This window comes from Cedecea davisae DSM 4568 (assembly GCF_000412335.2).
GTDB classification, from domain to species: Bacteria; Pseudomonadota; Gammaproteobacteria; order Enterobacterales; family Enterobacteriaceae; genus Cedecea; species Cedecea davisae.
Map to the genome: position 1 here is coordinate 582,744 of NZ_KE161030.1, position 21,505 is coordinate 604,248.

Sequence of the window (21,505 nt, forward strand, 5' to 3'; positions counted from 1 at the left end):
GCTACAATGCGCGACCGCCGATGTTAACCCTTTGGAGCCGTTTGTGTCGTCATTACCGGTCGCCGCCGTGTTGCCTGAAGTGCTTGAAGCACTCGCGCACGCCCCACAAGTTTTGCTTAATGCCCCTACCGGCGCAGGTAAATCCACCTGGCTGCCGCTGCAAATTCTCCAGCATAGCGGGCTGGAAGGGCGCATTTTGCTGCTTGAACCCCGCCGCCTTGCCGCCCGTAATGTTGCCCAGAGGCTGGCAGAGCTGCTGGGAGAGAAGCCGGGTGAAACGGTGGGTTACAGAATGCGCGCCGATAGCTGCGTCGGGCCAGATACCCGGCTGGAAGTGGTGACCGAGGGGATATTAACCCGCATGATCCAGCAAGACCCCGAACTTAGCGGCATCGGGTTGGTTATCCTCGATGAATTCCATGAGCGCAGCCTGCAGGCGGATCTTGCCCTGGCGCTGCTGCTCGACGTGCAGGCCGGGCTGCGCGATGACCTGAAAATTCTGATTATGTCCGCAACCCTGGATAACCAGCGTCTGCGGCAGTGCCTGCCCGACGCGCCGGTGATTACTTCTGAGGGGCGAGCTTTCCCTGTTGAGCGCCGTTTTAGTCCCTTGCCCGCTCATCAACGCTTTGACGAAGCGGTGGCGATAGCCGTGGCGGGTTTGCTGCGCGAAGAAAAAGGCTCCCTGCTGCTGTTTTTACCGGGCGTTGGCGAAATCCAGCGCGTGCAGGAGCAGTTGAAAGAGCGAGTGGCGGGCGACGTTCAGCTCTGCCCTTTGTATGGCGCTCTGCCGCTCAGCGAGCAGCGTAAGGCCATTCTCCCCGCCGTAGCGGGAACCCGCAAGGTTGTGCTGGCGACTAATATCGCGGAAACCAGCCTGACCATCGAAGGTATTCGGCTGGTGGTGGACGGCTCGCTTGAGCGCGTCGCCCGCTTTGATGTCCGCACCGGCCTGACTCGCCTTGTAACACAGCGCGTAAGCCAGGCTTCTATGATCCAGCGCGCAGGGCGTGCCGGGCGACTGGAGCCAGGGATTTGCCTGCACCTGACCAGCGCCGAGCAGGCTGAGCGGGCCAGCGCTCAGGGCGAACCGGAAATCCTGCAAAGCGATCTTTCTGGCCTACAGCTTGAGCTGCTGCAATGGGGCTGCCGGGACGTGAGCCAGCTGACCTGGCTTGATACTCCGCCTGAAGCGAACCTTGCGGCGGCCCGCAGGCTTTTGCGCCAGCTGGGGGCGATGGATGAGCAGCAAAGGCTCAGCGCAAACGGGCAAAAGATGGCGCAGTTGGGCAACGATCCGCGTCTGGCTGCGATGCTGGTTGCCGCAAAAACGGCGGATGAGCAGGCTACGGCGGCGCTGCTGGCCGCGATTCTGGAAGAGCCACCGCGTACTCACGGCGGCGGCGATTTACGCGTAATGTTTGACGGCAAAAACGCTAACTGGCGGCAGCGTGCGGCTCAACTGCTGAAAAGAATAAACTCGCGCGGCGGCACGGCGGATATCTCCCTGGCTATGCCGCTGCTGGCCACCGCCTTTGCAGACCGCATTGCCCGGCGACGCGGTGCGGAAGGGCGCTATCAGCTGGCCAACGGCATGGGCGCGATGCTGGAGCAGGATGATGCCATGACGCGCCACGAATGGCTGATTGCTCCGCTGCTGTTGCAGGGAAGCCAGTCGCCGGATGCGAGAATTTTGCTGGCGCTGCCGCTGGATATTGAAGAGCTGGTGGCCCGCGTGCCGCAGCTGCTGACGGAAAGCGACTCCGTGGAGTGGGACGAAGAGCGCGGCTCGCTGAAGGCATATCGCCGCAGGCAAATCGGCAGGCTGGTGGTTAAAGTCCAGCTGCTGGCGAAACCTTCGGAAGAAGAGATGCAGTTGGCGATTTTAAACGGCATACGCGAGCGCGGGCTCGATCTGCTGGAGTGGTCAATCCCGGCGCAGCAGCTGCGTTTACGCCTCGCCTGCGCCGCCCGCTGGCTGCCGGAACAGAAATGGCCCGCGGTTGACGATGAATCGCTGCTGGCAACGCTGGAAGAGTGGCTGCTGCCTGAAATGCGCGGCGTTCATTCGCTGCGGGCGCTGAAAAATATCGATCTCAGCAGGGCGCTGGGCAACCTGCTCGACTGGCCGATGCGTCAACGGCTGGATAGTGCCCTGCCAACTCATTACACTGTGCCGACCGGAAGCCAGATTGCGATTCGCTATCACAGCGATAATCCTCCTGCGCTGGCGGTACGCATGCAGGAGATGTTTGGCGAAGCGCAAACTCCCGCTATTGCCGGGGGGCGCGTTCCGCTGGTGCTTGAGCTATTATCTCCGGCGCAGCGTCCGCTGCAAATAACCCGCGATTTAACCGCCTTCTGGAACGGCGCTTATCGCGAAGTGCAGAAAGAGATGAAGGGGCGCTACCCGAAACACGTGTGGCCGGACGATCCGGCGAATACCGCGCCGACGCGCCGCACGAAAAAGTATTCCTGAGGGCGCCAACCCTCTCCCAAAGGGAGAGGGAGCAAACATGAAAAGACATTCTTGATAAGAATGTCTGGCTGTTTTTTTGAGAGATTTCTTCTTTCGTATTGCGCGGAAGAACGGAGAATCGGGCCCTTGCGCCTGAACTTTTGTGGAGAAGATGCATGGCGGGGAATGACCGCGAGCCGATTGGACGTAAAGGAAAAGCAACACGTCCGGCAAAAGAGAAGGTGAGCCGTCGTCAGGTCAGGGATGAGGATTATGACGACGATTACGAAGATGACGACTACGAAGACGAGGAGCCAATGCCGCCGCGTAAAGGAAAAGGTAAGGGTAAGGGATCGGGCCGCCCGTCGAAAAAACGCCGCTTCTTCTGGCTGCTGGTGAAGCTGGCTATCATCTTCACAATTGCGTTTGCCATCTACGGGGTTTATCTCGACCAGCAAATCCGCAGCCGCATTGACGGCAAAGTCTGGCAACTGCCGGCGGCGGTATACGGCCGCATGGTCAACCTTGAACCGGATATGCCGTATAACAAGGCGGAGATGGTCAAGCTGCTGGAAGCGACCCAGTACCGCCAGGTTTCGAGCATGACTCGCCCGGGCGAGTTTACCGTGCAGGGCAACAGCATCGAGCTCATCCGTCGTCCGTTTGACTTCCCGGACGGGAAAGAAGGGCAGATCCGCGCTCGCCTGGTGTTTGACGGCGGGCGTCTGGAATCTATCCAGAATATGGACAATAACCGCAGCTTCGGGATTTTCCGCCTCGACCCGCGCCTGATAACCATGCTCTCTTCGCCAAACGGCGAGCAGCGCCTGTTTGTGCCGCGCTCTGGCTTCCCGGACCTGCTGGTAGATACGCTTATCGCTACCGAAGACCGCCATTTCTATGAACATGACGGGATTAGCATTTATTCCATCGGCCGTGCGGTGCTGGCTAACCTGACGGCGGGGCGTGCGGTGCAGGGCGGCAGTACGCTGACCCAACAGCTGGTAAAAAACCTGTTCCTGACCAACCAGCGTACGCTGTGGCGTAAAGCCAACGAAGCGTACATGGCGATTATCATGGACGCCCGCTATGACAAAGACCGCATTCTGGAGCTGTACCTGAACGAGGTTTACCTCGGCCAGAGCGGTGACGATCAGATTCGCGGCTTCCCGCTGGCGAGTCTTTACTACTTCGGCCGCCCGGTTGACGAGCTGAGCCTCGATCAGCAGGCGCTGCTGGTGGGCATGGTCAAAGGCGCGTCGCTATATAACCCGTGGCGTAATCCGAAGCTGGCGCTGGAGCGTCGTAACCTGGTGCTGCGCCTGCTGCAAGAGCAGAAGGTTATCGACCAGGAGCTGTACGACATGCTGAGCGCCCGTCCTCTGGGCGTGCAGCCGCGCGGCGGCGTTATTTCCCCGCAGCCTGCCTTTATGCAGATGGTGCGTCAGGAGTTGCAGGACAAGCTGGGCGATAAAGTGAAAGATCTCTCCGGCGTGAAGATCTTTACCACCTTTGACTCCGTTTCTCAGGATGCGGCTGAAAAAGCCGTAACCGAAGGCGTTCCGGTACTGCGCGCTTCGCGCAAGCTGAACGATCTGGAAGCGGCGATGGTGATTGTTGACCGCTTTACCGGTGAAGTTCGTGCCGTGGTCGGCGGGGCGGAGCCTCAGTTTGCGGGCTTCAACCGCGCATTGCAGGCTCGTCGTTCTATCGGCTCGCTGGCAAAACCGGCGACCTATCTGACGGCGCTAAGCCAGCCGGACACATTCCGCCTGAATACCTGGCTTGCCGATGCCCCAATTGGCATCAAGTTGTCGAATGGGCAGGTATGGTCGCCGCAAAACGATAACCACCAATATAGTGGGCAGGTGATGTTGGTTGACGCCCTGACGCGCTCTATGAACGTGCCGACCGTCAACCTCGGGATGACGCTGGGTCTACCGGCTATTACCGATACCTGGACTAAGCTCGGTGTGCCAAAAGACCAGCTGAATCCGGTTCCGTCGATGATCCTGGGGGCGCTGAACCTGACGCCGATTCAGGTCGCGCAGGCGTTCCAGACCATTGCCAGCGGCGGTAACCGCGCAACGCTGTCTGCGCTGCGTTCCGTTATTGCCGAAGACGGCACGGTGTTGTACCAGAGCTTCCCGCAGGCCGAACAGGCCGTTCCGGCTCAAGCCGCTTACCTGACGCTGTTTGGTATGCAGCAGGTTGTGGCTCGCGGTACGGGTCGTGCGCTGGGCGGTAAATACCCGAACCTGCATTTGGCGGGTAAAACGGGGACCACCAACAACAATGTGGATACGTGGTTTGCCGGTATTGATGGCCGGGAAGTTACCATTACGTGGGTTGGCCGCGATAATAACCAGCCGACCAAACTGTACGGTGCCAGCGGCGCGATGTCCCTGTATCAGCGCTATCTGTCGAACCAGTCGCCGATCCCTCTGGATCTGACCGAGCCGGAAGATATCGTCGATATGGGCGTCAACAGCGCGGGCTACTTCCAGTGCGGAGGCGGGGGCGACCGCATTCTGCCGGTATGGACGACGAATCCAAATGCGTTGTGCCAGCAGAGCCAGCAGGAAGAGCAGTCGGCTAATCCATTTAGCCAGACTCCTGCGGGCCAGCAGCCTCAACAGCAGCCGCAGCAGCAACCTCAGCAACAGCAGCCCGCTCAGGAGCAGAAGAGCGACGGCGTTGCCGGTTGGATCAAAGATATGTTCGGCGGTAACTAAGTTGACTCTTTACCCTCTCCCGCCCGGGAGAGGGTTCCTTATCCTAAATTTCACACCTCAATAACACCCTATAAACCATCCGGTTATTTCTTAATCCCTTAGCTATTGCGAGGATGTGAAGCGCTTGCTATGCACGATTCGTTTCGTCTATTATCCTGCGGGCATAATAATAATTATCGTTTACGTTATCATTTACTACTTCATCAGAGAAAATATCATGGCGCGTTCATTCACTGGTCAGCCAGCCAAAAACCCTGTCCGTAAGCTTGCCCTGTTTGTCGCTGCGGCGGTGGGAAGCGTAAGCGTAAGCAGCTTTGCTGCGGGCACTAATAGCACCCAAAAAGAAGACACTATTACGGTTTCTGCCAGCGCTGTACCGGCGGAAAGCGCATGGGGTCCGTCACCGACGATTGCGGCCAAGCGTTCCGCAACCGCGACCAAAACCGACACCCCAATTGAAAAGACGCCACAGTCTATTTCCGTGGTAACCCGCGAAGAGATGGACACCCGTCAACCGCAGACGGTGAAAGAAGCTCTGGATTACACCCCTGGCGTGTTCTCTACTCGTGGAAGTTCTTCAACTTATGATGTTGTATCCATTCGTGGTTTCACGACATCTTCGACCGTTAACACTAACCAATATCTGGATGGAATGAAGCTGCAGGGAGATAACTACTCTGAGGCTTCTATGGATCCTTATTTCCTGGAGCGTGTTGAGCTGCTGCGTGGCCCTGTTTCTGTGCTTTATGGTAAAAGCCATCCTGGCGGCGTAGTGAGTATGGTCAGCAAGCGCCCAACGACCGAGCCGCTGCACGAAATACAATTTAAAATGGGCACCAACAACCTGTGGCAGACTGGTTTCGACTTCAGCGATGCGCTGGATGATAACGGTGAATTCTCCTACCGCCTGACTGGATTAGGCCGCAGCGAAAATGCTCAGCAAGATATGGTTAAATCAAATCGCTATGCTATTGCTCCATCCTTTAGCTGGCGTCCTGATGACAAAACAGATTTCACGTTCCTGAGTAATTTCCAAAGCGATCCGAACGCAGGTTATTACGGCTGGCTTCCTCGCCAGGGAACGGTTGTTCCTTACGTTGATGCCAATGGCAATTCTCATAAATTACCAACTGATTTCAATGAAGGTGAGAGAGACAACAAAATGTCTCGTCGCCAGCAAATGGTTGGATATAGCTTTGCGCACGAGTTCAACGATACCTGGACCGTTCGCCAGAATCTTCGCTATACACGTATTCACACGCTTTATGATTCCGTTTACGGAAATGGCTATATCTCTCCTGGACAGATTAGTCGTGCTTACGTTCGTTCTGACGAGGATCTTAATAACTTCTCAGTAGATACTCAGGCACAGGCTAAATTTGCCACTGGTGCGGTTGACCATACTCTGTTGACCGGCGTTGATTACATGCGTATGCGTAACGACATTGATGCTATGTATGGCTCTGCTGACCCACTTAGCATGAGTAATCCGCAGTACGGCAATGCGAACGTTGTGACTAACTTCCCTTATGCAGTCATTAACCGTCAGCAGCAGACGGGACTTTACATGCAGGATCAGGCTGAGTGGAACAGGTTTGTTCTGACGCTGGGTGGCCGATATGATTTTGCTAAAACGTCTACCTTTACGCGTTCCTCAGGAACCCTGGCTGAGGTTAACGATAAGCAATTCACATGGCGCGGTGGCCTGAATTATCTCTTCGATAATGGCATCTCCCCTTACGTAAGCTACAGCGAATCCTTTGAACCGGTGTCAGGCTCTACCAGGCAAGGTAAGCCGTTTGATCCGTCTAAAGGGAAACAGTACGAAGCGGGTGTGAAATACGTACCTAAAGACATGCCGGTAACGGTAACCGCTGCCGTTTATCACCTGACTAAAGACAAGAACTTAACTGTCGATCCTGACAATAGTGCCTTTAGTGTTCAGGGTGGGGAAATTCGCTCACGCGGTCTGGAGCTGGAAGCTAAAGCCGCTGTTAACGCAAATATCAACCTGACCGCTTCCTACACATACACTGATGCTGAATATACTCATGACACGCTGTATCAGGGTAAGCGTCCGGCAGAAGTTCCACGTAACATGGCCTCTCTCTGGGCTGATTACACCTTCCACGAGACCGCGCTGAGTGGATTCACCTTCGGGGCTGGTGCTCGTTATGTTGGTGCAACATCCAGCTTCTACGCCTCCGGTCCGCAGGTGAATGATACGTTTAACGTGCCGAGCTATACCGTTGCTGATGCTATGGTTAAATACGATCTTGCTCGTTTCGGATTACCTGGCTCTTCCGTCGCTGTGAACGTCAACAATCTGTTTAACCGCGAGTATGTCTCAAGCTGCTACCGCGATTACGCATGCTATTGGGGCGCAGAGCGTCAGGTGGTTGCCACCGCGACCTTCCGCTTCTAACTTGTCTCCCGGGCACGGTTCGCCGTGCCCTTCACTAAGATGGCTACCATGCAGGATAAACACCTTCATCCCGACACCACTTTTAGCCTCACCGATGTCACCTTCCGCGTGCCCGGGCGCACCTTACTCCATCCGCTTTCCATCACCTTTCCGGTGGGCAAAGTCACCGGCCTGATTGGCCACAACGGTTCCGGTAAATCGACGCTGCTGAAAATGCTCGGTCGCCATCAGAAGCCGTCGGACGGGGATATTCTGCTTAACTCGCAGCCGCTGGATAGCTGGAGCAGCAAGGCTTTTGCTCGCCAGGTTGCCTATCTGCCGCAGCAGTTGCCCGCGGCCGAAGGGATGACGGTACGTGAACTGGTGGCGATTGGTCGTTATCCGTGGCACGGGGCGTTGGGGCGTTTTGGCGTAGCCGATCGTGAACAGGTCGACGAGGCTATTAGCCTTGTGGGGCTGAAGCCGTTTGCCCATCGCCTGGTGGACAGCCTTTCCGGCGGTGAGCGCCAGCGCGCGTGGATTGCGATGCTGGTGGCGCAGGATAGCCGCTGCCTGCTGCTTGATGAGCCAACCTCCGCGCTGGATATTGCTCACCAGGTTGATGTCCTCGCGCTTATTCATCGCCTTAGCCAGGAGCGTGGCCTGACGGTGATTGCCGTTCTGCATGATATCAATATGGCCGCACGCTATTGCGACAACCTGGTTGCGCTGCGCGGCGGAGAAATGATTGCTCAAGGCTCGCCGCAGGAACTGATGCAAAGCGAGACGCTGGAGCATATCTACGGCATTCCGATGGGCATCCTCCCGCATCCGGCGGGCGCTGCGCCGGTAAGTTTTGTTTACTGATGAGCGGCATAAATGACTTCCTGTTAACCCGTCGCCGCCTTCTGGCGGCGATGGCGCTTTCACCGCTGCTGCTGAAGATGAATGCCGCCCATGCGGCAACGCCCGATGCGAACCGCATCATTGCGCTTGAGTGGCTGCCGGTGGAGCTGATGATGGCCCTGGGCGTTACGCCGATGGCTGTCGCCGATATCCCTAACTACCGCATCTGGGTTAATGAACCTAAGCTACCTGAAGATGTGGTAGACGTTGGCCTGCGCACCGAGCCTAATCTGGAGCTGATGGCGCAGCTCAAACCTTCTCTGATCCTCTACTCCGCAGGCTACGGTCCGTCGCCGGAGAAAATCACCCGCATCGCGCCGGGGCTTGGATTCAACTTTAACGATGGCTCCGGCAAACCGCTGGACGTTGCCCGCAAGTCTTTAATTCAGCTTGGCGACACGCTTGGCATGCAGCAGGCCGCCAGCCGTCATCTGGCCGGATTTGACTCATTTATCGCCAGCATGCGGCCGCGTTTTGCCGCTCGCGGCGATCGCCCGGTGCTGCTGATGTCATTCCTGGACAACCGCCACGCGCTGGTTGTCGGCAAACACAGCCTGTTCCAGCAGGTGATGGATCTGCTCGGCGTGAAAAATGCCTGGCAGGAAGAAACCAATTTCTGGGGAACTGCGGTGGTTGGTATAGAGCGGCTGGCGGCGATTAAAGATGCTGATGTGCTGTGTTTTGATCATAAAAACGAGGCTATAGCTCGCCAGGTTGCGGCCACGCCGCTGTGGAAGGCGATGCCGTTTATTCGCCAGAACCGTTTTCAGCAGGTTCCCGCTGTCTGGCTGTACGGCACGACGATGTCGGCGATGCATTTCGCCAGCGTGCTGGATGACGGGCTGAGGAGCATCTCATGATTCGTCGCCATTTTATTTTCCCTGCGGCGCTGCTGCTGATGCTGTTTATTGCTGCATTCTGGCTGACGCTGCACAACATGAACGGCGTGCTGCCTTCCGCGCAGTGGAGCCGCGCTTTTGCCAGGCCGGATCTCGACAATATTCAGCAGATGTTGTTCCACTACAGCTCGCTGCCGCGGCTGACTATTTCGCTGCTGGTGGGTGCAGGTCTGGGGCTGACAGGCGTTCTGTTCCAGCAGGTGCTGCGTAACCCGCTGGCCGAGCCGACAACCCTTGGCGTTGCCAGCGGCGCGCAGCTTGGCGTAACGGTTGCCACGCTTTGGGTTCTGCCGCAGGCGGCTCAGCCGTTTGCCGCCCTGATGGGGGCCGCGCTCGTCGGCCTGCTGGTCTTCGGCGTAGCCTGGGGAAAACGGATGTCGCCGGTGACGCTGATCCTCGCGGGGCTGGTGCTCAGCCTTTACTGCGGGGCGGTTAACCAGCTGCTGGCTATTTTCCATCACGATCAGCTGCAAAACATGTTTTTGTGGAGCACCGGCTCGCTGAATCAGCAGGACTGGAGCAGCGTTGAGGCTCTGTGGCCGCGCCTGCTGGGCGGTTTGCTCTTGACGCTGTTGCTCCTCAGGCCGCTCACGCTGATGGGGCTGGACGACGGCGTTGCGCGTAACCTTGGTCTGGCGCTGTCGCTGGTTCGCCTTGCGGCTCTGGCGCTGGCTATTGTTCTCAGCGCCCAGTTGGTCAATGCGGTAGGAATTATCGGCTTTATCGGCCTGTTTGCTCCGCTGCTGGCAAAAATGTTGGGCGCCCGCCGCCTGGCCGCTCGTCTGTTCCTTGCGCCGCTCATCGGGGCCTTGATTCTCTGGCTGTCCGATCAGATTGTTATCTGGCTGGCAGGCGTGTGGGGGGAAATATCTACCGGCACGATTACCGCGCTTATCGGTGCGCCAATTCTGCTGTGGCTGCTGCCGCGCCTGCGTACCAGCGGCGCGCCTTCGATGAGCGCCGGAGACAATATTCCGGCGGAGCGCCAGCGGGTTGTGCTGTGGCTCCTCGTCAGCCTTGGCGTTCTGCTGGTGGCGATAGCCGCCGCGCTGGCGCTTGGCCGTGATGCTCATGGCTGGCGTTGGCTGAGTGGCGAACTGTTTGATGATGTTCTGCCATGGCGCTGGCCGCGCGTGATGGCTGCGTTAACCGCAGGTGTGATGCTGGCGGTCGCGGGAAGCCTGATCCAGCGCCTGACCGGCAATGCGATGGCCAGCCCAGAAGTGCTGGGCATTAGCTCCGGGGCGGCGTTTGGCGTGGTGCTGATGTTGTTTATCGTGCCGGGCAATGCCTTCGTCTGGCTGCTGCCTGCCGGTAGCCTTGGTGCGGCGGCCACCCTGCTGATTATTATGATTGCCGCCGGGCGCGGAGGCTTCTCGCCGCAGCGTATGTTGTTGGCGGGGATGGCGCTCAGCACCGCATTCACCATGTTATTGATGATGCTGATGGCAAGCGGCGATCCGCGTATGGCAACGCTGCTAACCTGGATCTCAGGTTCGACCTATAACGTTACCGGAGATCAGGCGGTAAGAACGCTGGTGGTTATGGCTATCCTGCTGGCGATAACGCCGCTGTTCCGCCGCTGGCTGGCTATTCTGCCGCTGGGCGGGGCGACTGCCCGCGCGGTTGGTATGGCGATAACGCCTTCACGGCTGGCGCTTCTGCTGCTGGCTTCCGCGCTGACCGCCGCCGCGACGCTTATCGTCGGGCCTTTAAGCTTCGTTGGCCTGATGGCGCCGCATATCGCACGCATGCTTGGCTTCCGCAGAGCGATGCCGCAGGTGGCGATTGCCGGGGTTCTCGGGGGCATATTGATGATTCTGGCTGACTGGTGCGGCAGGATGATTATGTTCCCGAACCAGGTTCCGGCTGGGCTGCTGGCGACGTTTATCGGCGCGCCATACTTCGTTTATCTGCTGAGAAAGCAGGGGCGGTAGGTAACCCCTCACCCGAACCCTCTTCTTTCCGGGAAGAGGGCCGGGGTGAGGGTAAAGATTACAGCTTCGCGAACACACGACGCGCGGCGTCGATGGTCTTCTGAATATCTTCTTTAGAGTGGGCGACGGACATAAAGCCCGCTTCAAATGCCGAAGGCGCGAGGTAAATGCCTTCTTCCAGCATCAGATGGAAGAAACGCTTGAAGCGCTCAACGTCGCACGTCATCACGTCTTTATAGTTGGTCACGGTTTCTGCATCGGTGAAGAACAGGCCGAACATACCGCCAACGTTATTTACCACCAAAGGAATGTTTTCAGCTTTAGCCGCTTTCAGCAGGCCGCTTGCCAGCATTTCGGTCAGCTCTGTCAGCGTCTGGTGAATGCCAGGCTGAGAAACTTCGGTCAGGCAGGCGTAGCCCGCAGCCATGGCAATTGGGTTACCGGAAAGCGTGCCAGCCTGGTAAACCGGGCCGGTTGGAGCCAGCGCGTCCATGATTTCACGACGGCCACCGAAAGCGCCTACCGGCATCCCGCCGCCGATGATTTTGCCAAGGCAGGTCAGATCCGGCTCAACATCGTAGTAAGACTGAGCGCCAGCCAGCGCCACGCGGAAGCCGGTCATCACTTCGTCGATGATCAGCAGCGCGCCGAATTCGTCGCACAATGCACGCAGGCCAGGCAGGAAGTCGGCGTTTGGTGGGATGCAGTTCATGTTGCCCGCAACCGGCTCAACGATGATACAGGCGACGTCCTGCGGATATTGTTCAAACGCCTCGCGCACGGAAGAGAGATCGTTATAGGTGCAGGTCAGCGTGTGTTTGGCGAAATCAGCAGGCACGCCCGGTGAGTTCGGCTGGCCGAGGGTCAGCGCGCCGGAACCCGCTTTTACCAGCAGGCAGTCAGCGTGGCCGTGGTAGCAGCCTTCGAATTTGATGATTTTGTCACGGCCGGTATAGCCGCGAGCCAGGCGAATGGCGCTCATGGTGGCTTCGGTGCCGGAGTTAACCATACGCACCATATCCATTGTCGGCACCAGTTCTGTAACCAGTTCCGCCATTTTGACTTCCATTTCGGTCGGTGCGCCGAAGCTCAGGCCGCGCTCAACGGCTTCGATGACCGCGTTGCGGATGGCCGGGTGGTTGTGGCCGAGCACCATTGGCCCCCACGAACCGACATAATCGATATAGGCCTTACCGTCAGCGTCATACAGATAAGCCCCGTCCGCACGCTCGATAAACAGTGGCACACCGCCCACGCCGGTAAAGGCGCGTACCGGTGAGTTAACGCCGCCGGGAATGACCTGGCGGGCTGCGGCGTACAGGTTTTCAGACTTACTCATGAATCGGCTCCTGATTCGTGGAAATGGTGACAGCGGTCTATTCTATGTGAAACCCGCGCCACGTTGAAATATTTGCCCAAATCAAACGTTACGGTTTATTAGGGAATTTAATAAGACGTTGGCGTAATCAGTGGGTAAAATGCCCGCCTTATTTGTATGACTAAACTGCATGAGCCGATGAATTCAGCCAACACTTCTTCTCCCGAAACACCACAAAGCGTCCGCCTGCGCAGGGGGGCCATCCTGCGCCGTCTGATTGGCCAGGATAAAATGCCGCTGATGATTTTACTGATGGCGGCCATCGTCGGAATACTCGCCGGCCTGGTCGGCGTGGCGTTTGAGAAATCGGTGAACTGGGTGCTACAGCACCGCATTGGCCTGCTGGCGCAGGTTGCCGATAGCGCCTGGCTGGTGTGGCCGCTGGCGTTTATTAGCTCGGCGCTGCTGGCGATGGTTGGCTATTACCTGGTGCGTCGGTTTGCGCCGGAAGCGGGCGGTTCGGGGATACCGGAAATCGAAGGGGCGCTTGAGGAACTGCGGCCGGTGCGCTGGTGGCGCGTTATCCCGGTGAAGTTTATCGGCGGTATGGGCACTCTCGGCGCGGGAATGGTGCTGGGGCGTGAGGGGCCAACGGTTCAACTGGGCGGCAATATCGGGCGCATGGTTAGTGACATGTTCCGCCAGCGCGGAGCGGAGGCTCGTCATTCTCTGCTGGCAACCGGCGCCGCTGCCGGTTTGTCTGCGGCTTTTAACGCCCCGCTGGCCGGGATCCTTTTTATCATCGAGGAGATGCGCACTCAGTTTCGCTATAACCTGATTTCGATAAAAGCGGTGTTTATCGGCGTGATTATGTCGAGCATCGTGTTTCGCATTTTTAATACCGAAACCACGGTGATTCAGGTGGGCAAACTGGCGGATGCGCCGGTGAATACGCTTTGGCTATACCTGATCCTTGGCATAGTGTTTGGTATCGTCGGCGTGGCGTTTAACCGGATGGTTATTGGCGCGCAGGATATGTTCCAGCGTATTCACGGCGGCAATATCAATAAATGGGTGCTGATTGGCGGTTTGATAGGCGGGCTGTGCGGCGTACTGGGGCTTATTCAGCAGGCGGCCTCCGGCGGCGGCTTTAGCCTGATCCCGATTGCGGCAATGGGCAATTACAGCATCGACATGCTGCTGTTTCTCTTTTTTGCCCGCGTTATAACCACTTTGCTGTGTTTCTCCTCCGGCGCGCCGGGCGGCATTTTTGCGCCAATGCTGGCGCTGGGAACGCTGCTGGGTACCGCTTTTGGTATGGCATGCGCGGCCTGGTTCCCGGCTTATCATCTCGACATGGGGACTTTTGCCATTGCCGGGATGGGGGCGCTGCTGGCGGCTTCATTACGTGCGCCGCTGACCGCCATAGTGCTGGTGCTGGAGATGACCGACAATTACCAGCTCATTCTGCCAATGATAATCACCTGCCTTGGCGCGACACTGTTGGCACAATTCCTCGGCGGGAAACCGCTATACTCGGTGATTCTGGCAAGAACGCTGGCAAAACAAGAAGCTGAGAAAGCGCGAGCGAATGAACAGGCTTGTGCCGGGCAGAATACTTGAACGATTTACCAGGGTATTAGATAATGCCGCTAAAGTGCGGGTTATTTTCTGCCCGACTTGTTAATTGTTGGGAGCAAAAAATGAGTGATGACGTAGCGCTGCCGCTGCAGTTTACCGAAGCAGCAGCCAATAAAGTGAAAAGTCTGATTGCAGACGAAGAAAACCCAAATCTGAAACTTCGCGTCTATATCACCGGTGGTGGTTGCAGCGGCTTCCAGTATGGCTTTACCTTTGACGACCAGATTAACGACGGCGATATGACCATTGAGAAACAGGGTGTTGCTCTGGTTGTGGATCCGATGAGCCTGCAATATCTGGTGGGCGGCGCGGTCGATTATAGCGAAGGCCTGGAAGGTTCCCGCTTTGTGGTGACCAACCCGAACGCAAAAAGCACCTGCGGGTGTGGTTCCTCCTTCAGCATCTGATCGGTTGCTGAAATAAAAAGGCCGCGTAGCAAACGCGGCTTTTTTTATGCCTACTACCGGTCGGTTAGCGCAAACGTCGGCAGTTTAAGGTGCCAGCGGATTGCCGCCAGGCGGATAACCAGCGTGACGACCATACCAATCATACTTGCCTGCTCCAGCGGGACGCCAAAGGTATGGTAGGCCGTGGCGTGAACGATACCGCCGATGATACAGGCGGTAGCGTAGATCTCGGTACGCAGAATCATCGGGATTTCACGAGCTAATACGTCGCGGATAATGCCGCCGCCTACGCCGGTGACGACGCCCATGCAGATAGCGACCAGCGGGCTGGCGTGGGCAAGAAAAGCTTTATTCACGCCAATGCCCACAAATACCGCAAGACCCACGGCGTCCAGCACCGGCAGCACCCATTTCGGCAGGCGGCGCGGCTGGCGCACCAGCACGATGGTCAGCATGCAGGTCACCATTGCGACCACCAAATCGGTAGGATCTTTAACCCAGAAGACCGGGCCGTTAGCCAGCGCCATATCGCGGATTGTGCCGCCGCCTACCGCCGTAACCACTCCGAGCACCAGGACGCCAAACGGGTCCATGCGCAGCTTGCCGGCCAGTAAAACGCCGGAAATGGCAAACACCGCAGTACCGACAATATCCAGCCAATAGACCAGCATTTATTATCCTCAGAGCGTGACGTTAATCTTTCGCCAGCTCTTCGCAGAGCTGTTTTGCGGCGAGGATAATACGCGGACCGGAACGTGTAAACCAATCATCATCGACGGCGATAACCGGAACTTTCAACTGATTACTCCAGAATTGCCGCACTGCCGGAATATTGCTCGCGTCGCCGGAAATAATTATTGCCTGCGGTTTGCGCACCAACACCTGTTCGCGGCTTACCTGCGGCCAGGGAACCCGGCTGTCGGCAAAGATATTTTGCCCGCCGCAGGTTTCGACTATCTCATTCTGAATAGAGTCTTTGCCGGTGGTGAACAGCGGCTGCTGGCTGAATTGCAGGAAAACTCTTTTGCTTTTTGTCTTTCCGTAGCGGGTTTTTAAATCAGCGAACTGTTGTGCTAATTTATCTGCCGCCCGGAGCGCCTTTTCGGGCGTTGGGCTGAACGGAGCAAGCTGTCGCAATGCGGCTTCCACGTCCGCGACGCTTTTAGGATCGAGCCAGATGACGTTGATCCCCAGCGCAATAAGCTGGTTTACCTGCCTGTCCGGGTTACCGCCTCGCCAGGCCAGAACCGCATCCGGCTTTAACGCCACAATGCGTTCGAAATTCAGGCCCTGCCAGTTGGCAAGCTGTTCAATTTTTTTCGCCTGCGGCGGGTAGTCTGAGTAAACGCTTACCGCAATCGGCTCTATTCCGGCGGCAAAAGCCAGTTCGGTGTTAGCGGGAGAAAGGGAGATGACCCGAGGCGCCGCAAGCAGCAGCGCCGGGAGGCCGAGGAGCAGGGCCGCTACTCCTCGCCATAATATGCCGTTAGCCACGAGCCAGATGCTGAACCAGTTTTTCCACCATCAGGGTGGACTGCTTAGCCGCAACCGCCAGGAACTCTTCAAAACTGAGGTGAGACTGTTGATCGGCAACGTCGGAAATGGCACGCACCACAACAAACGGCGTGTTGAAGCTATGGCAAACGTGGCCGATTGCCGTCGCTTCCATCTCTACCGCTACGGCCTGAGGGAAGTTATGGCGAATTTTGGCTAGCGCTACGGAGCCGTTAATAAAAGCATCGCCGCTGACGATCAGGCCGCGTACCGCATGTAAATCCAGCTCTTTAATGCAGGTTTCAGCCGCTTCAATCAGCTTTTTATCGGCAACGAAGCTTGCCGGGCAGCCCGCCATCTGGCCATATTCGTAGCCGAAAGCGGTGACGTCCGCATCGTGGTAGCGCACTTCATCGGACACCACGATATCGCCCACTTTCAGCGTTGGCGCCAGGCCACCGGCGGAACCGGTATTGATAATCACGTCGGGCTTGCAGTGCTCCAGCAGCAGAGTAGCACCCATGGCCGCAGAGACTTTGCCGATGCCGGACTTCAGCAGCGCGACTTCAACGCCGTTCAGCGTACCGGTATAAATTTCACAACCGGCGATGCTCAGAGTATGGCGGTTTTCGATTTTGTCACGCAGCAGCGTAACTTCTTCTTCCATTGCACCAATAATGCCTGCTTTCATAGAGATACTCGCTAATGTGGTGGAACATGACTCAATTTTCGGGGCATAGTCTATCATGGCAAACAGTCTCCTTATCAACGGAACAGGAGTGGGCATGAGCGAAATAGACTTCCGCAGAAAAATTAACTGGCACCGGCGCTTCCGCTCGCCCGAAGGGGAGAAGAGCGAGTATGAAATTCTGCGCATTTTTGAAAGCGACCGCGGCAGGATAATCAACTCGCCTGCTATCCGCCGATTGCAGCAAAAAACGCAGGTTTTCCCGCTCGAACGCAACGCTGCCGTGCGCACGCGACTGACTCACTCGATGGAGGTCCAGCAGGTCGGCCGCTATATCGCCAAAGAGATCCTCGGGCGGCTGAAAGAGCAGAAGGCGCTGGAGAAGTATGGTCTCGATGAGCTAACCGGCCCGTTTGAAAGCATAGTGGAAATGGCCTGCCTGATGCACGACATCGGCAACCCGCCGTTCGGCCATTTTGGCGAGTCTGCCATCAACGACTGGTTCCGCCAGCGGCTACAGCCGAAAGATGCCGGGAGCCAGCCCCGCAGCGATGACCGCTGCAAAGTGGATTTTTTAAAGCTGCGTGAAGGGGAGGAGTCGCTAAATACTCTACGCAGCAAAGTGCGCCAGGATTTGTGCAGCTTTGAGGGCAACGCCCAGGGTATCCGCCTGGTGCACAGCCTGCTGCGCATGAACCTGACCTGGGCGCAGGTTGGCTGCATCCTGAAATATACCCGCCCGGCCTGGTATGCCGACAAACCGCCGGAAAGCCATAATTACCTGATGAAGAAGCCGGGGTTTTATCTTTCGGAAGAGGGCTATATCGCCCGCCTGCGTAAAGAATTGAGCCTCGGAGAGTACAGCCGTTTCCCGCTGACCTGGATAATGGAGGCGGCGGATGATATCTCCTACTGCGTGGCGGATCTTGAAGATGCGGTAGAGAAGCGGATCTTTAGCGTGGAGCAGCTTTACCAGCATTTATGCGAAGCCTGGGGCGAGGAGAAGCGTGGCGACCTGTTTGAGCAGGTGGTTAAAGATGCGTGGGAGAAGTCCCGCACCAACCAGATGCGACGCAGCGCGGAAGATCAGTTCTTTATGTATCTACGCGTCAATACGCTGAACAAGCTGGCGCCTTATGCCGCCCAGCGCTTTATCGACAATCTGCCGGATATCTATTCCGGCGAGTTTAATCACGCGTTGCTGGAGGACGACAGTCCTTTCGCCAGGCTGCTGGAGTTGTATAAGCAGGTGGCGGTACGCCATGTTTTCAGCCATCCTGATGTGGAACAGCTGGAGTTGCAGGGTTACCGGGTTATCAGTGGCTTACTTGATATTTACAGTCCCTTACTCGAGCTTTCAACCGAGGATTTCTCCGAGCTGGTCAGCAAAGAGAGCCTGCGCCGTTTGCCGATTGAAACGAGGCTTTTCCACAAACTCTCAACTAAACATAGGCTTGCTTATGTAGAGGCGGTGAACGATTTGCATCCGGCCAGCCTTGATTTTTCGGTTTGGGAATACTATTTCCGTGTAAGGCTGATTCAGGATTACATCAGCGGAATGACGGATTTATACGCCTGGGATGAGTACCGACGCCTGATGGCGGTAGAGTGAAGTCGGCAGGAGTTTTGTAAAGATGGACAATAAATTTTTACTTTTTCCAGCCACTTAAGCGCTGAACTTAGGGCGTAAACTTCACTCTGAATGGTACCAACACAGCAATTTTGCGTTATTTGAAAGTTGAGATGATTCCATGAAAAAAACCACGTTAGCAATGAGTGCGCTGGCTCTTAGTCTGGGTTTGGCGCTGAGTCCTATGTCTGCCTCCGCCGCTGAGACGGCCTCTTCTGCATCTGCTGCGCAGCCGCTGCCAAGCCTTGCGCCAATGCTGGAGCAGGTGATGCCTTCAGTGGTGAGTATCAACGTTGAAGGGAGCACGACGGTAAATACTCCGCGCATGGGGCGCAACTTCCAGCAATTCTTCGGTGATAACTCGCCGTTCTGCCAGGACGGTTCTCCGTTCCAGAGCTCACCTTTCTGCCAGGGCGGCGGCGGTGAAGGCGGCGCGCCTGACGGCGGCAGCCAGCAGCAGAAGTTTATGGCGCTGGGTTCCGGCGTAATTATTGATGCCGCTAAAGGCTACGTGGTGACCAATAACCACGTTGTTGATAATGCGACCGTGATTAAAGTGCAGCTGAGCGATGGCCGTAAATTTGACGCCAAAGTGGTCGGCAAAGACCCGCGCTCCGATATCGCGCTTATCCAGCTTCAGGACCCGAAAAACCTGACGGCGATTAAAATCGCGGACTCCGACGCGCTGCGCGTAGGGGATTACACCGTGGCTATCGGTAACCCGTATGGCCTGGGTGAAACCGTGACTTCCGGTATCGTTTCGGCGCTGGGTCGTAGCGGCCTGAACGTTGAAAACTATGAAAACTTTATCCAGACCGATGCGGCGATTAACCGCGGTAACTCCGGCGGTGCGCTGGTTAACCTGAGAGGCGAGCTGATCGGGATTAACACTGCGATCCTTGCGCCGGACGGCGGCAACATCGGTATCGGCTTTGCTATCCCGAGCAATATGGTGAAAAATCTCACCGCTCAGATGGTGCAGTACGGGCAGGTTCGCCGCGGCGAGCTGGGGATTATGGGCACCGAGCTGAACTCCGAGCTGGCGAAAGCGATGAAAGTCGACGCTCAGCGCGGGGCGTTTGTCAGCCAGGTGATGCCGAACTCCTCTGCTGCGAAAGCGGGGATTAAAGCGGGTGACGTTATTACGTCCCTGAACGGTAAACCTATCAGCAGCTTTGCGGCGCTGCGTGCCGAAGTTGGCTCGATGCCGGTGGGGAGCAAAATCGCGCTTGGCCTGCTGCGCGACGGTAAGCCGGTGACAGTGAGCCTGGAACTGCAGCAGAGCACGCAAAACCAGGTTGATGCGGCGACAATCTTCACCGGAATTGAAGGTGCGGAGATGAGCAACCGCGGCGGTAAAGACCAGAAAGGCGTGCAGGTCACCAGCGTGAAGCCAAATACTCCGGCGGCGCGTATCGGCCTGAAAAAAGGCGACATCATTGTTGGCGTCAACCAGCAGGCGGTGAACAATATTGCCGAGCTGCGTAAAGTGATGGACAGCAAGCCTTCGGTGATGGCGTTGAGCATCCAGCGCGGTGACACGTCGATTTACCTGCTGATGCAGTAATTTTTGAGTCAAACAGAAAAGGGCCGCAAATGCGGCCCTTTTTATTAGGTTACTGAACTACTTATTGCGGGTCAGTTTTTCCAGATCGGATTCGATTTCGCTGATCTTGTTGGTCACTACCGACTCGAGGTGACGCAGGTCTTCGAGGATCTTACGTTTCAGATCGACTTCGGTACGATCGCGCTGGCAAAGCTGATCCAGCTCATCTATCACGTAGCGCAGGTTCGGGCTGATTTCCTGCACTTCTTTGTAGCCCTGGCCTACGCCATCGGCGACCACGGTTTTGCGCTGGCGCGGATATTTAAACTTCACGCTTTTGGCAAAAAACTCGCCCTTATCCTTCTGGAAATAGACTTTCAGGATATCGTTGTTGGCTTCCTGCCGGAGGCTGTAACGATCGATTTCATCAGGATTAGTAATACCCAGACTTTTTAAATTATCGTACATAAGCGGTACCCTTAAATATCAATAACCATTAGAGAGTTAACGGAAAATTCCTTTTCCGCTAGTGCCAGATGCAAAAAAGGCGGGATAACCCGCCTTTTAGAGCAAAAAATTAGTCGATGGTGCGCAGCAGTTCGTTGATGCCGACTTTACCGCGGGTTTTGGCGTCGACTTTCTTAACAATCACCGCGCAGTACAGGCTGTAAGAACCATCTTTAGACGGCAGGTTGCCTGAAACAACAACCGAGCCAGCCGGTACGCGGCCGTAATGGACTTCGCCGGTTTCGCGGTCATAAATACGGGTGCTCTGGCCGATGTACACGCCCATTGAGATGACGGAGCCTTCCTCAACGATAACGCCTTCCACCACTTCAGAGCGCGCGCCGATGAAGCAGTTGTCTTCGATGATGGTCGGGTTGGCCTGCAGCGGCTCAAGCACGCCGCCGATGCCTACGCCGCCGGACAGGTGAACGTTTTTACCGATCTGCGCGCAGGAACCTACGGTCGCCCAGGTATCAACCATGGTGCCTTCATCAACGTATGCGCCGATGTTGACGTAGGAAGGCATCAGTACGGTGTTACGAGCGATAAACGCGCCCTGGCGCACCGCAGCAGGCGGAACCACGCGGAAGCCTTCTTTCTGGAAGCGAGCTTCGTCGTAGTCGGCAAATTTCATCGGTACTTTATCGAAATAGCGACTTTCGGCACCTTCGATAACTTTGTTGTCGTTAATGCGGAAAGAAAGCAGAACCGCCTTCTTCAGCCACTGGTGGGTGACCCACTGGCCGTCAATTTTTTCGGCAACGCGCAGCGCACCGCTGTCGAGCAGGGCAATAACCTGATTCACCGCTTCGCGGGTGACGGTATCAACATTTGCCGGGGTGATTTCGGCGCGGCGCTCGAAAGCGGATTCAATAACATTTTGTAGCTGCTGCATTATGAATATTTCCTGATTGTGACTTACCTTTCAACTTTCG

General features: G+C 56.6%; 16 protein-coding genes. 10 read left to right on the plus strand and 6 right to left on the minus strand.

Features of this window, described 5'->3' with window-relative positions; all coding sequences use genetic code 11:
* The first annotated feature begins 43 nt into the window (after positions 1 to 43).
* The 6 genes from hrpB (at position 44) to fhuB (ending at position 11,339) form a co-directional block, all read left to right on the plus strand.
* Positions 44 to 2,479 carry an ATP-dependent helicase HrpB gene (hrpB, locus tag HMPREF0201_RS02790; RefSeq protein WP_039899103.1) on the plus strand — a complete coding sequence of 812 codons (2,436 nt, stop codon included), beginning with the start codon at positions 44 to 46 and terminating at the stop codon, positions 2,477 to 2,479.
* Positions 2,480 to 2,634: 155 nt separating this feature from the next.
* The gene (mrcB, locus tag HMPREF0201_RS02795; protein WP_016534947.1) at positions 2,635 to 5,193 is read left to right on the plus strand and encodes a bifunctional glycosyl transferase/transpeptidase; all 2,559 of its coding nucleotides are present in this window, start codon (positions 2,635 to 2,637) and stop codon (positions 5,191 to 5,193) included.
* A gap of 217 nt (positions 5,194 to 5,410) precedes the next feature.
* Positions 5,411 to 7,618 carry a ferrichrome porin FhuA gene (gene fhuA / locus HMPREF0201_RS02800; protein WP_039897925.1) on the plus strand — a complete coding sequence of 736 codons (2,208 nt, stop codon included), beginning with the start codon at positions 5,411 to 5,413 and terminating at the stop codon, positions 7,616 to 7,618.
* A gap of 48 nt (positions 7,619 to 7,666) precedes the next feature.
* The gene (gene fhuC / locus HMPREF0201_RS02805; RefSeq protein ID WP_039897926.1) at positions 7,667 to 8,464 is read left to right on the plus strand and encodes a Fe3+-hydroxamate ABC transporter ATP-binding protein FhuC; all 798 of its coding nucleotides are present in this window, start codon (positions 7,667 to 7,669) and stop codon (positions 8,462 to 8,464) included.
* Positions 8,464 to 9,363, plus strand: a complete 900-nt coding sequence (gene fhuD / locus HMPREF0201_RS02810) for a Fe(3+)-hydroxamate ABC transporter substrate-binding protein FhuD (protein WP_016534950.1) — start codon at positions 8,464 to 8,466, stop codon at positions 9,361 to 9,363. The genes fhuC and fhuD overlap by 1 nt, the downstream gene beginning before the upstream one ends.
* Entirely contained in the window at positions 9,360 to 11,339 is a 1,980-nt protein-coding gene (gene fhuB / locus HMPREF0201_RS02815) for a Fe(3+)-hydroxamate ABC transporter permease FhuB (RefSeq protein ID WP_016534951.1), read from the plus strand. Before fhuD ends, fhuB begins: the two co-directional genes overlap by 4 nt.
* A gap of 58 nt (positions 11,340 to 11,397) precedes the next feature.
* On the opposite strand, the gene hemL is transcribed toward fhuB, so the two are convergent.
* Positions 11,398 to 12,678 (minus strand): glutamate-1-semialdehyde 2,1-aminomutase, encoded by a 1,281-nt coding sequence (gene hemL / locus HMPREF0201_RS02820; protein WP_016534952.1) that lies wholly within the window; start codon positions 12,676 to 12,678, stop codon positions 11,398 to 11,400.
* 177 nt (positions 12,679 to 12,855) lie between these two features.
* Between hemL and clcA the strand changes: the two genes are divergently transcribed.
* A complete protein-coding gene (clcA, locus tag HMPREF0201_RS02825; RefSeq protein ID WP_039897927.1) occupies positions 12,856 to 14,280 on the plus strand; it encodes a H(+)/Cl(-) exchange transporter ClcA in 1,425 nt (474 codons plus the stop codon).
* 80 nt (positions 14,281 to 14,360) lie between these two features.
* Entirely contained in the window at positions 14,361 to 14,705 is a 345-nt protein-coding gene (gene erpA, locus HMPREF0201_RS02830) for an iron-sulfur cluster insertion protein ErpA (protein WP_016534954.1), read from the plus strand.
* 53 nt (positions 14,706 to 14,758) lie between these two features.
* On the opposite strand, the gene HMPREF0201_RS02835 is transcribed toward erpA, so the two are convergent.
* The 3 genes from HMPREF0201_RS02835 to mtnN are packed head-to-tail and all read right to left on the minus strand — an operon-like array spanning position 14,759 to position 16,890.
* Positions 14,759 to 15,376: a TRIC cation channel family protein gene (locus tag HMPREF0201_RS02835; protein WP_016534955.1), complete on the minus strand. Its 618-nt coding sequence runs from the start codon at positions 15,374 to 15,376 to the stop codon at positions 14,759 to 14,761.
* Positions 15,377 to 15,398: 22 nt separating this feature from the next.
* Positions 15,399 to 16,199, minus strand: coding sequence for a vitamin B12 ABC transporter substrate-binding protein BtuF (gene btuF / locus HMPREF0201_RS02840; protein WP_016534956.1), 801 nt, complete (start codon positions 16,197 to 16,199; stop codon positions 15,399 to 15,401).
* Positions 16,192 to 16,890 (minus strand): 5'-methylthioadenosine/S-adenosylhomocysteine nucleosidase, encoded by a 699-nt coding sequence (mtnN, locus tag HMPREF0201_RS02845; RefSeq protein WP_039899106.1) that lies wholly within the window; start codon positions 16,888 to 16,890, stop codon positions 16,192 to 16,194. The genes btuF and mtnN overlap by 8 nt, the downstream gene beginning before the upstream one ends.
* A gap of 94 nt (positions 16,891 to 16,984) precedes the next feature.
* Here mtnN and dgt point away from each other — a divergent pair, with 94 nt between their 5' ends.
* The gene (gene dgt, locus HMPREF0201_RS02850; protein WP_039897928.1) at positions 16,985 to 18,499 is read left to right on the plus strand and encodes a dGTPase; all 1,515 of its coding nucleotides are present in this window, start codon (positions 16,985 to 16,987) and stop codon (positions 18,497 to 18,499) included.
* 139 nt (positions 18,500 to 18,638) lie between these two features.
* On the plus strand, positions 18,639 to 20,084 hold the full coding sequence (gene degP, locus HMPREF0201_RS02855) for a serine endoprotease DegP (protein WP_016534959.1): 1,446 nt from the start codon (positions 18,639 to 18,641) through the stop codon (positions 20,082 to 20,084).
* A gap of 57 nt (positions 20,085 to 20,141) precedes the next feature.
* On the opposite strand, the gene HMPREF0201_RS02860 is transcribed toward degP, so the two are convergent.
* Entirely contained in the window at positions 20,142 to 20,531 is a 390-nt protein-coding gene (locus HMPREF0201_RS02860) for a DUF3461 family protein (RefSeq protein WP_016534960.1), read from the minus strand.
* 109 nt (positions 20,532 to 20,640) lie between these two features.
* The gene (gene dapD, locus HMPREF0201_RS02865) at positions 20,641 to 21,465 is read right to left on the minus strand and encodes a 2,3,4,5-tetrahydropyridine-2,6-dicarboxylate N-succinyltransferase (RefSeq protein ID WP_016534961.1); all 825 of its coding nucleotides are present in this window, start codon (positions 21,463 to 21,465) and stop codon (positions 20,641 to 20,643) included.
* Positions 21,466 to 21,505 lie beyond the last annotated feature (40 nt).

Excerpts from the sequence above, each read along its gene's own strand:
- mrcB (WP_016534947.1), top strand. The coding sequence starts at position 2,635 with ATGGCGGGGAATGACCGCGAGCCGATTGGACGTAAAGGAAAAGCAACA.
- fhuA (WP_039897925.1), top strand. The coding sequence starts at position 5,411 with ATGGCGCGTTCATTCACTGGTCAGCCAGCCAAAAACCCTGTCCGTAAG.
- fhuC (WP_039897926.1), top strand. The coding sequence starts at position 7,667 with ATGCAGGATAAACACCTTCATCCCGACACCACTTTTAGCCTCACCGAT.
- fhuD (WP_016534950.1), top strand. The coding sequence starts at position 8,464 with ATGAGCGGCATAAATGACTTCCTGTTAACCCGTCGCCGCCTTCTGGCG.
- fhuB (WP_016534951.1), top strand. The coding sequence starts at position 9,360 with ATGATTCGTCGCCATTTTATTTTCCCTGCGGCGCTGCTGCTGATGCTG.
- hemL (WP_016534952.1), bottom strand. The coding sequence starts at position 12,678 with ATGAGTAAGTCTGAAAACCTGTACGCCGCAGCCCGCCAGGTCATTCCC.
- clcA (WP_039897927.1), top strand. The coding sequence starts at position 12,856 with ATGAATTCAGCCAACACTTCTTCTCCCGAAACACCACAAAGCGTCCGC.
- erpA (WP_016534954.1), top strand. The coding sequence starts at position 14,361 with ATGAGTGATGACGTAGCGCTGCCGCTGCAGTTTACCGAAGCAGCAGCC.
- HMPREF0201_RS02835 (WP_016534955.1), bottom strand. The coding sequence starts at position 15,376 with ATGCTGGTCTATTGGCTGGATATTGTCGGTACTGCGGTGTTTGCCATT.
- mtnN (WP_039899106.1), bottom strand. The coding sequence starts at position 16,890 with ATGAAAGCAGGCATTATTGGTGCAATGGAAGAAGAAGTTACGCTGCTG.
- dgt (WP_039897928.1), top strand. The coding sequence starts at position 16,985 with ATGAGCGAAATAGACTTCCGCAGAAAAATTAACTGGCACCGGCGCTTC.
- degP (WP_016534959.1), top strand. The coding sequence starts at position 18,639 with ATGAAAAAAACCACGTTAGCAATGAGTGCGCTGGCTCTTAGTCTGGGT.
- HMPREF0201_RS02860 (WP_016534960.1), bottom strand. The coding sequence starts at position 20,531 with ATGTACGATAATTTAAAAAGTCTGGGTATTACTAATCCTGATGAAATC.
- dapD (WP_016534961.1), bottom strand. The coding sequence starts at position 21,465 with ATGCAGCAGCTACAAAATGTTATTGAATCCGCTTTCGAGCGCCGCGCC.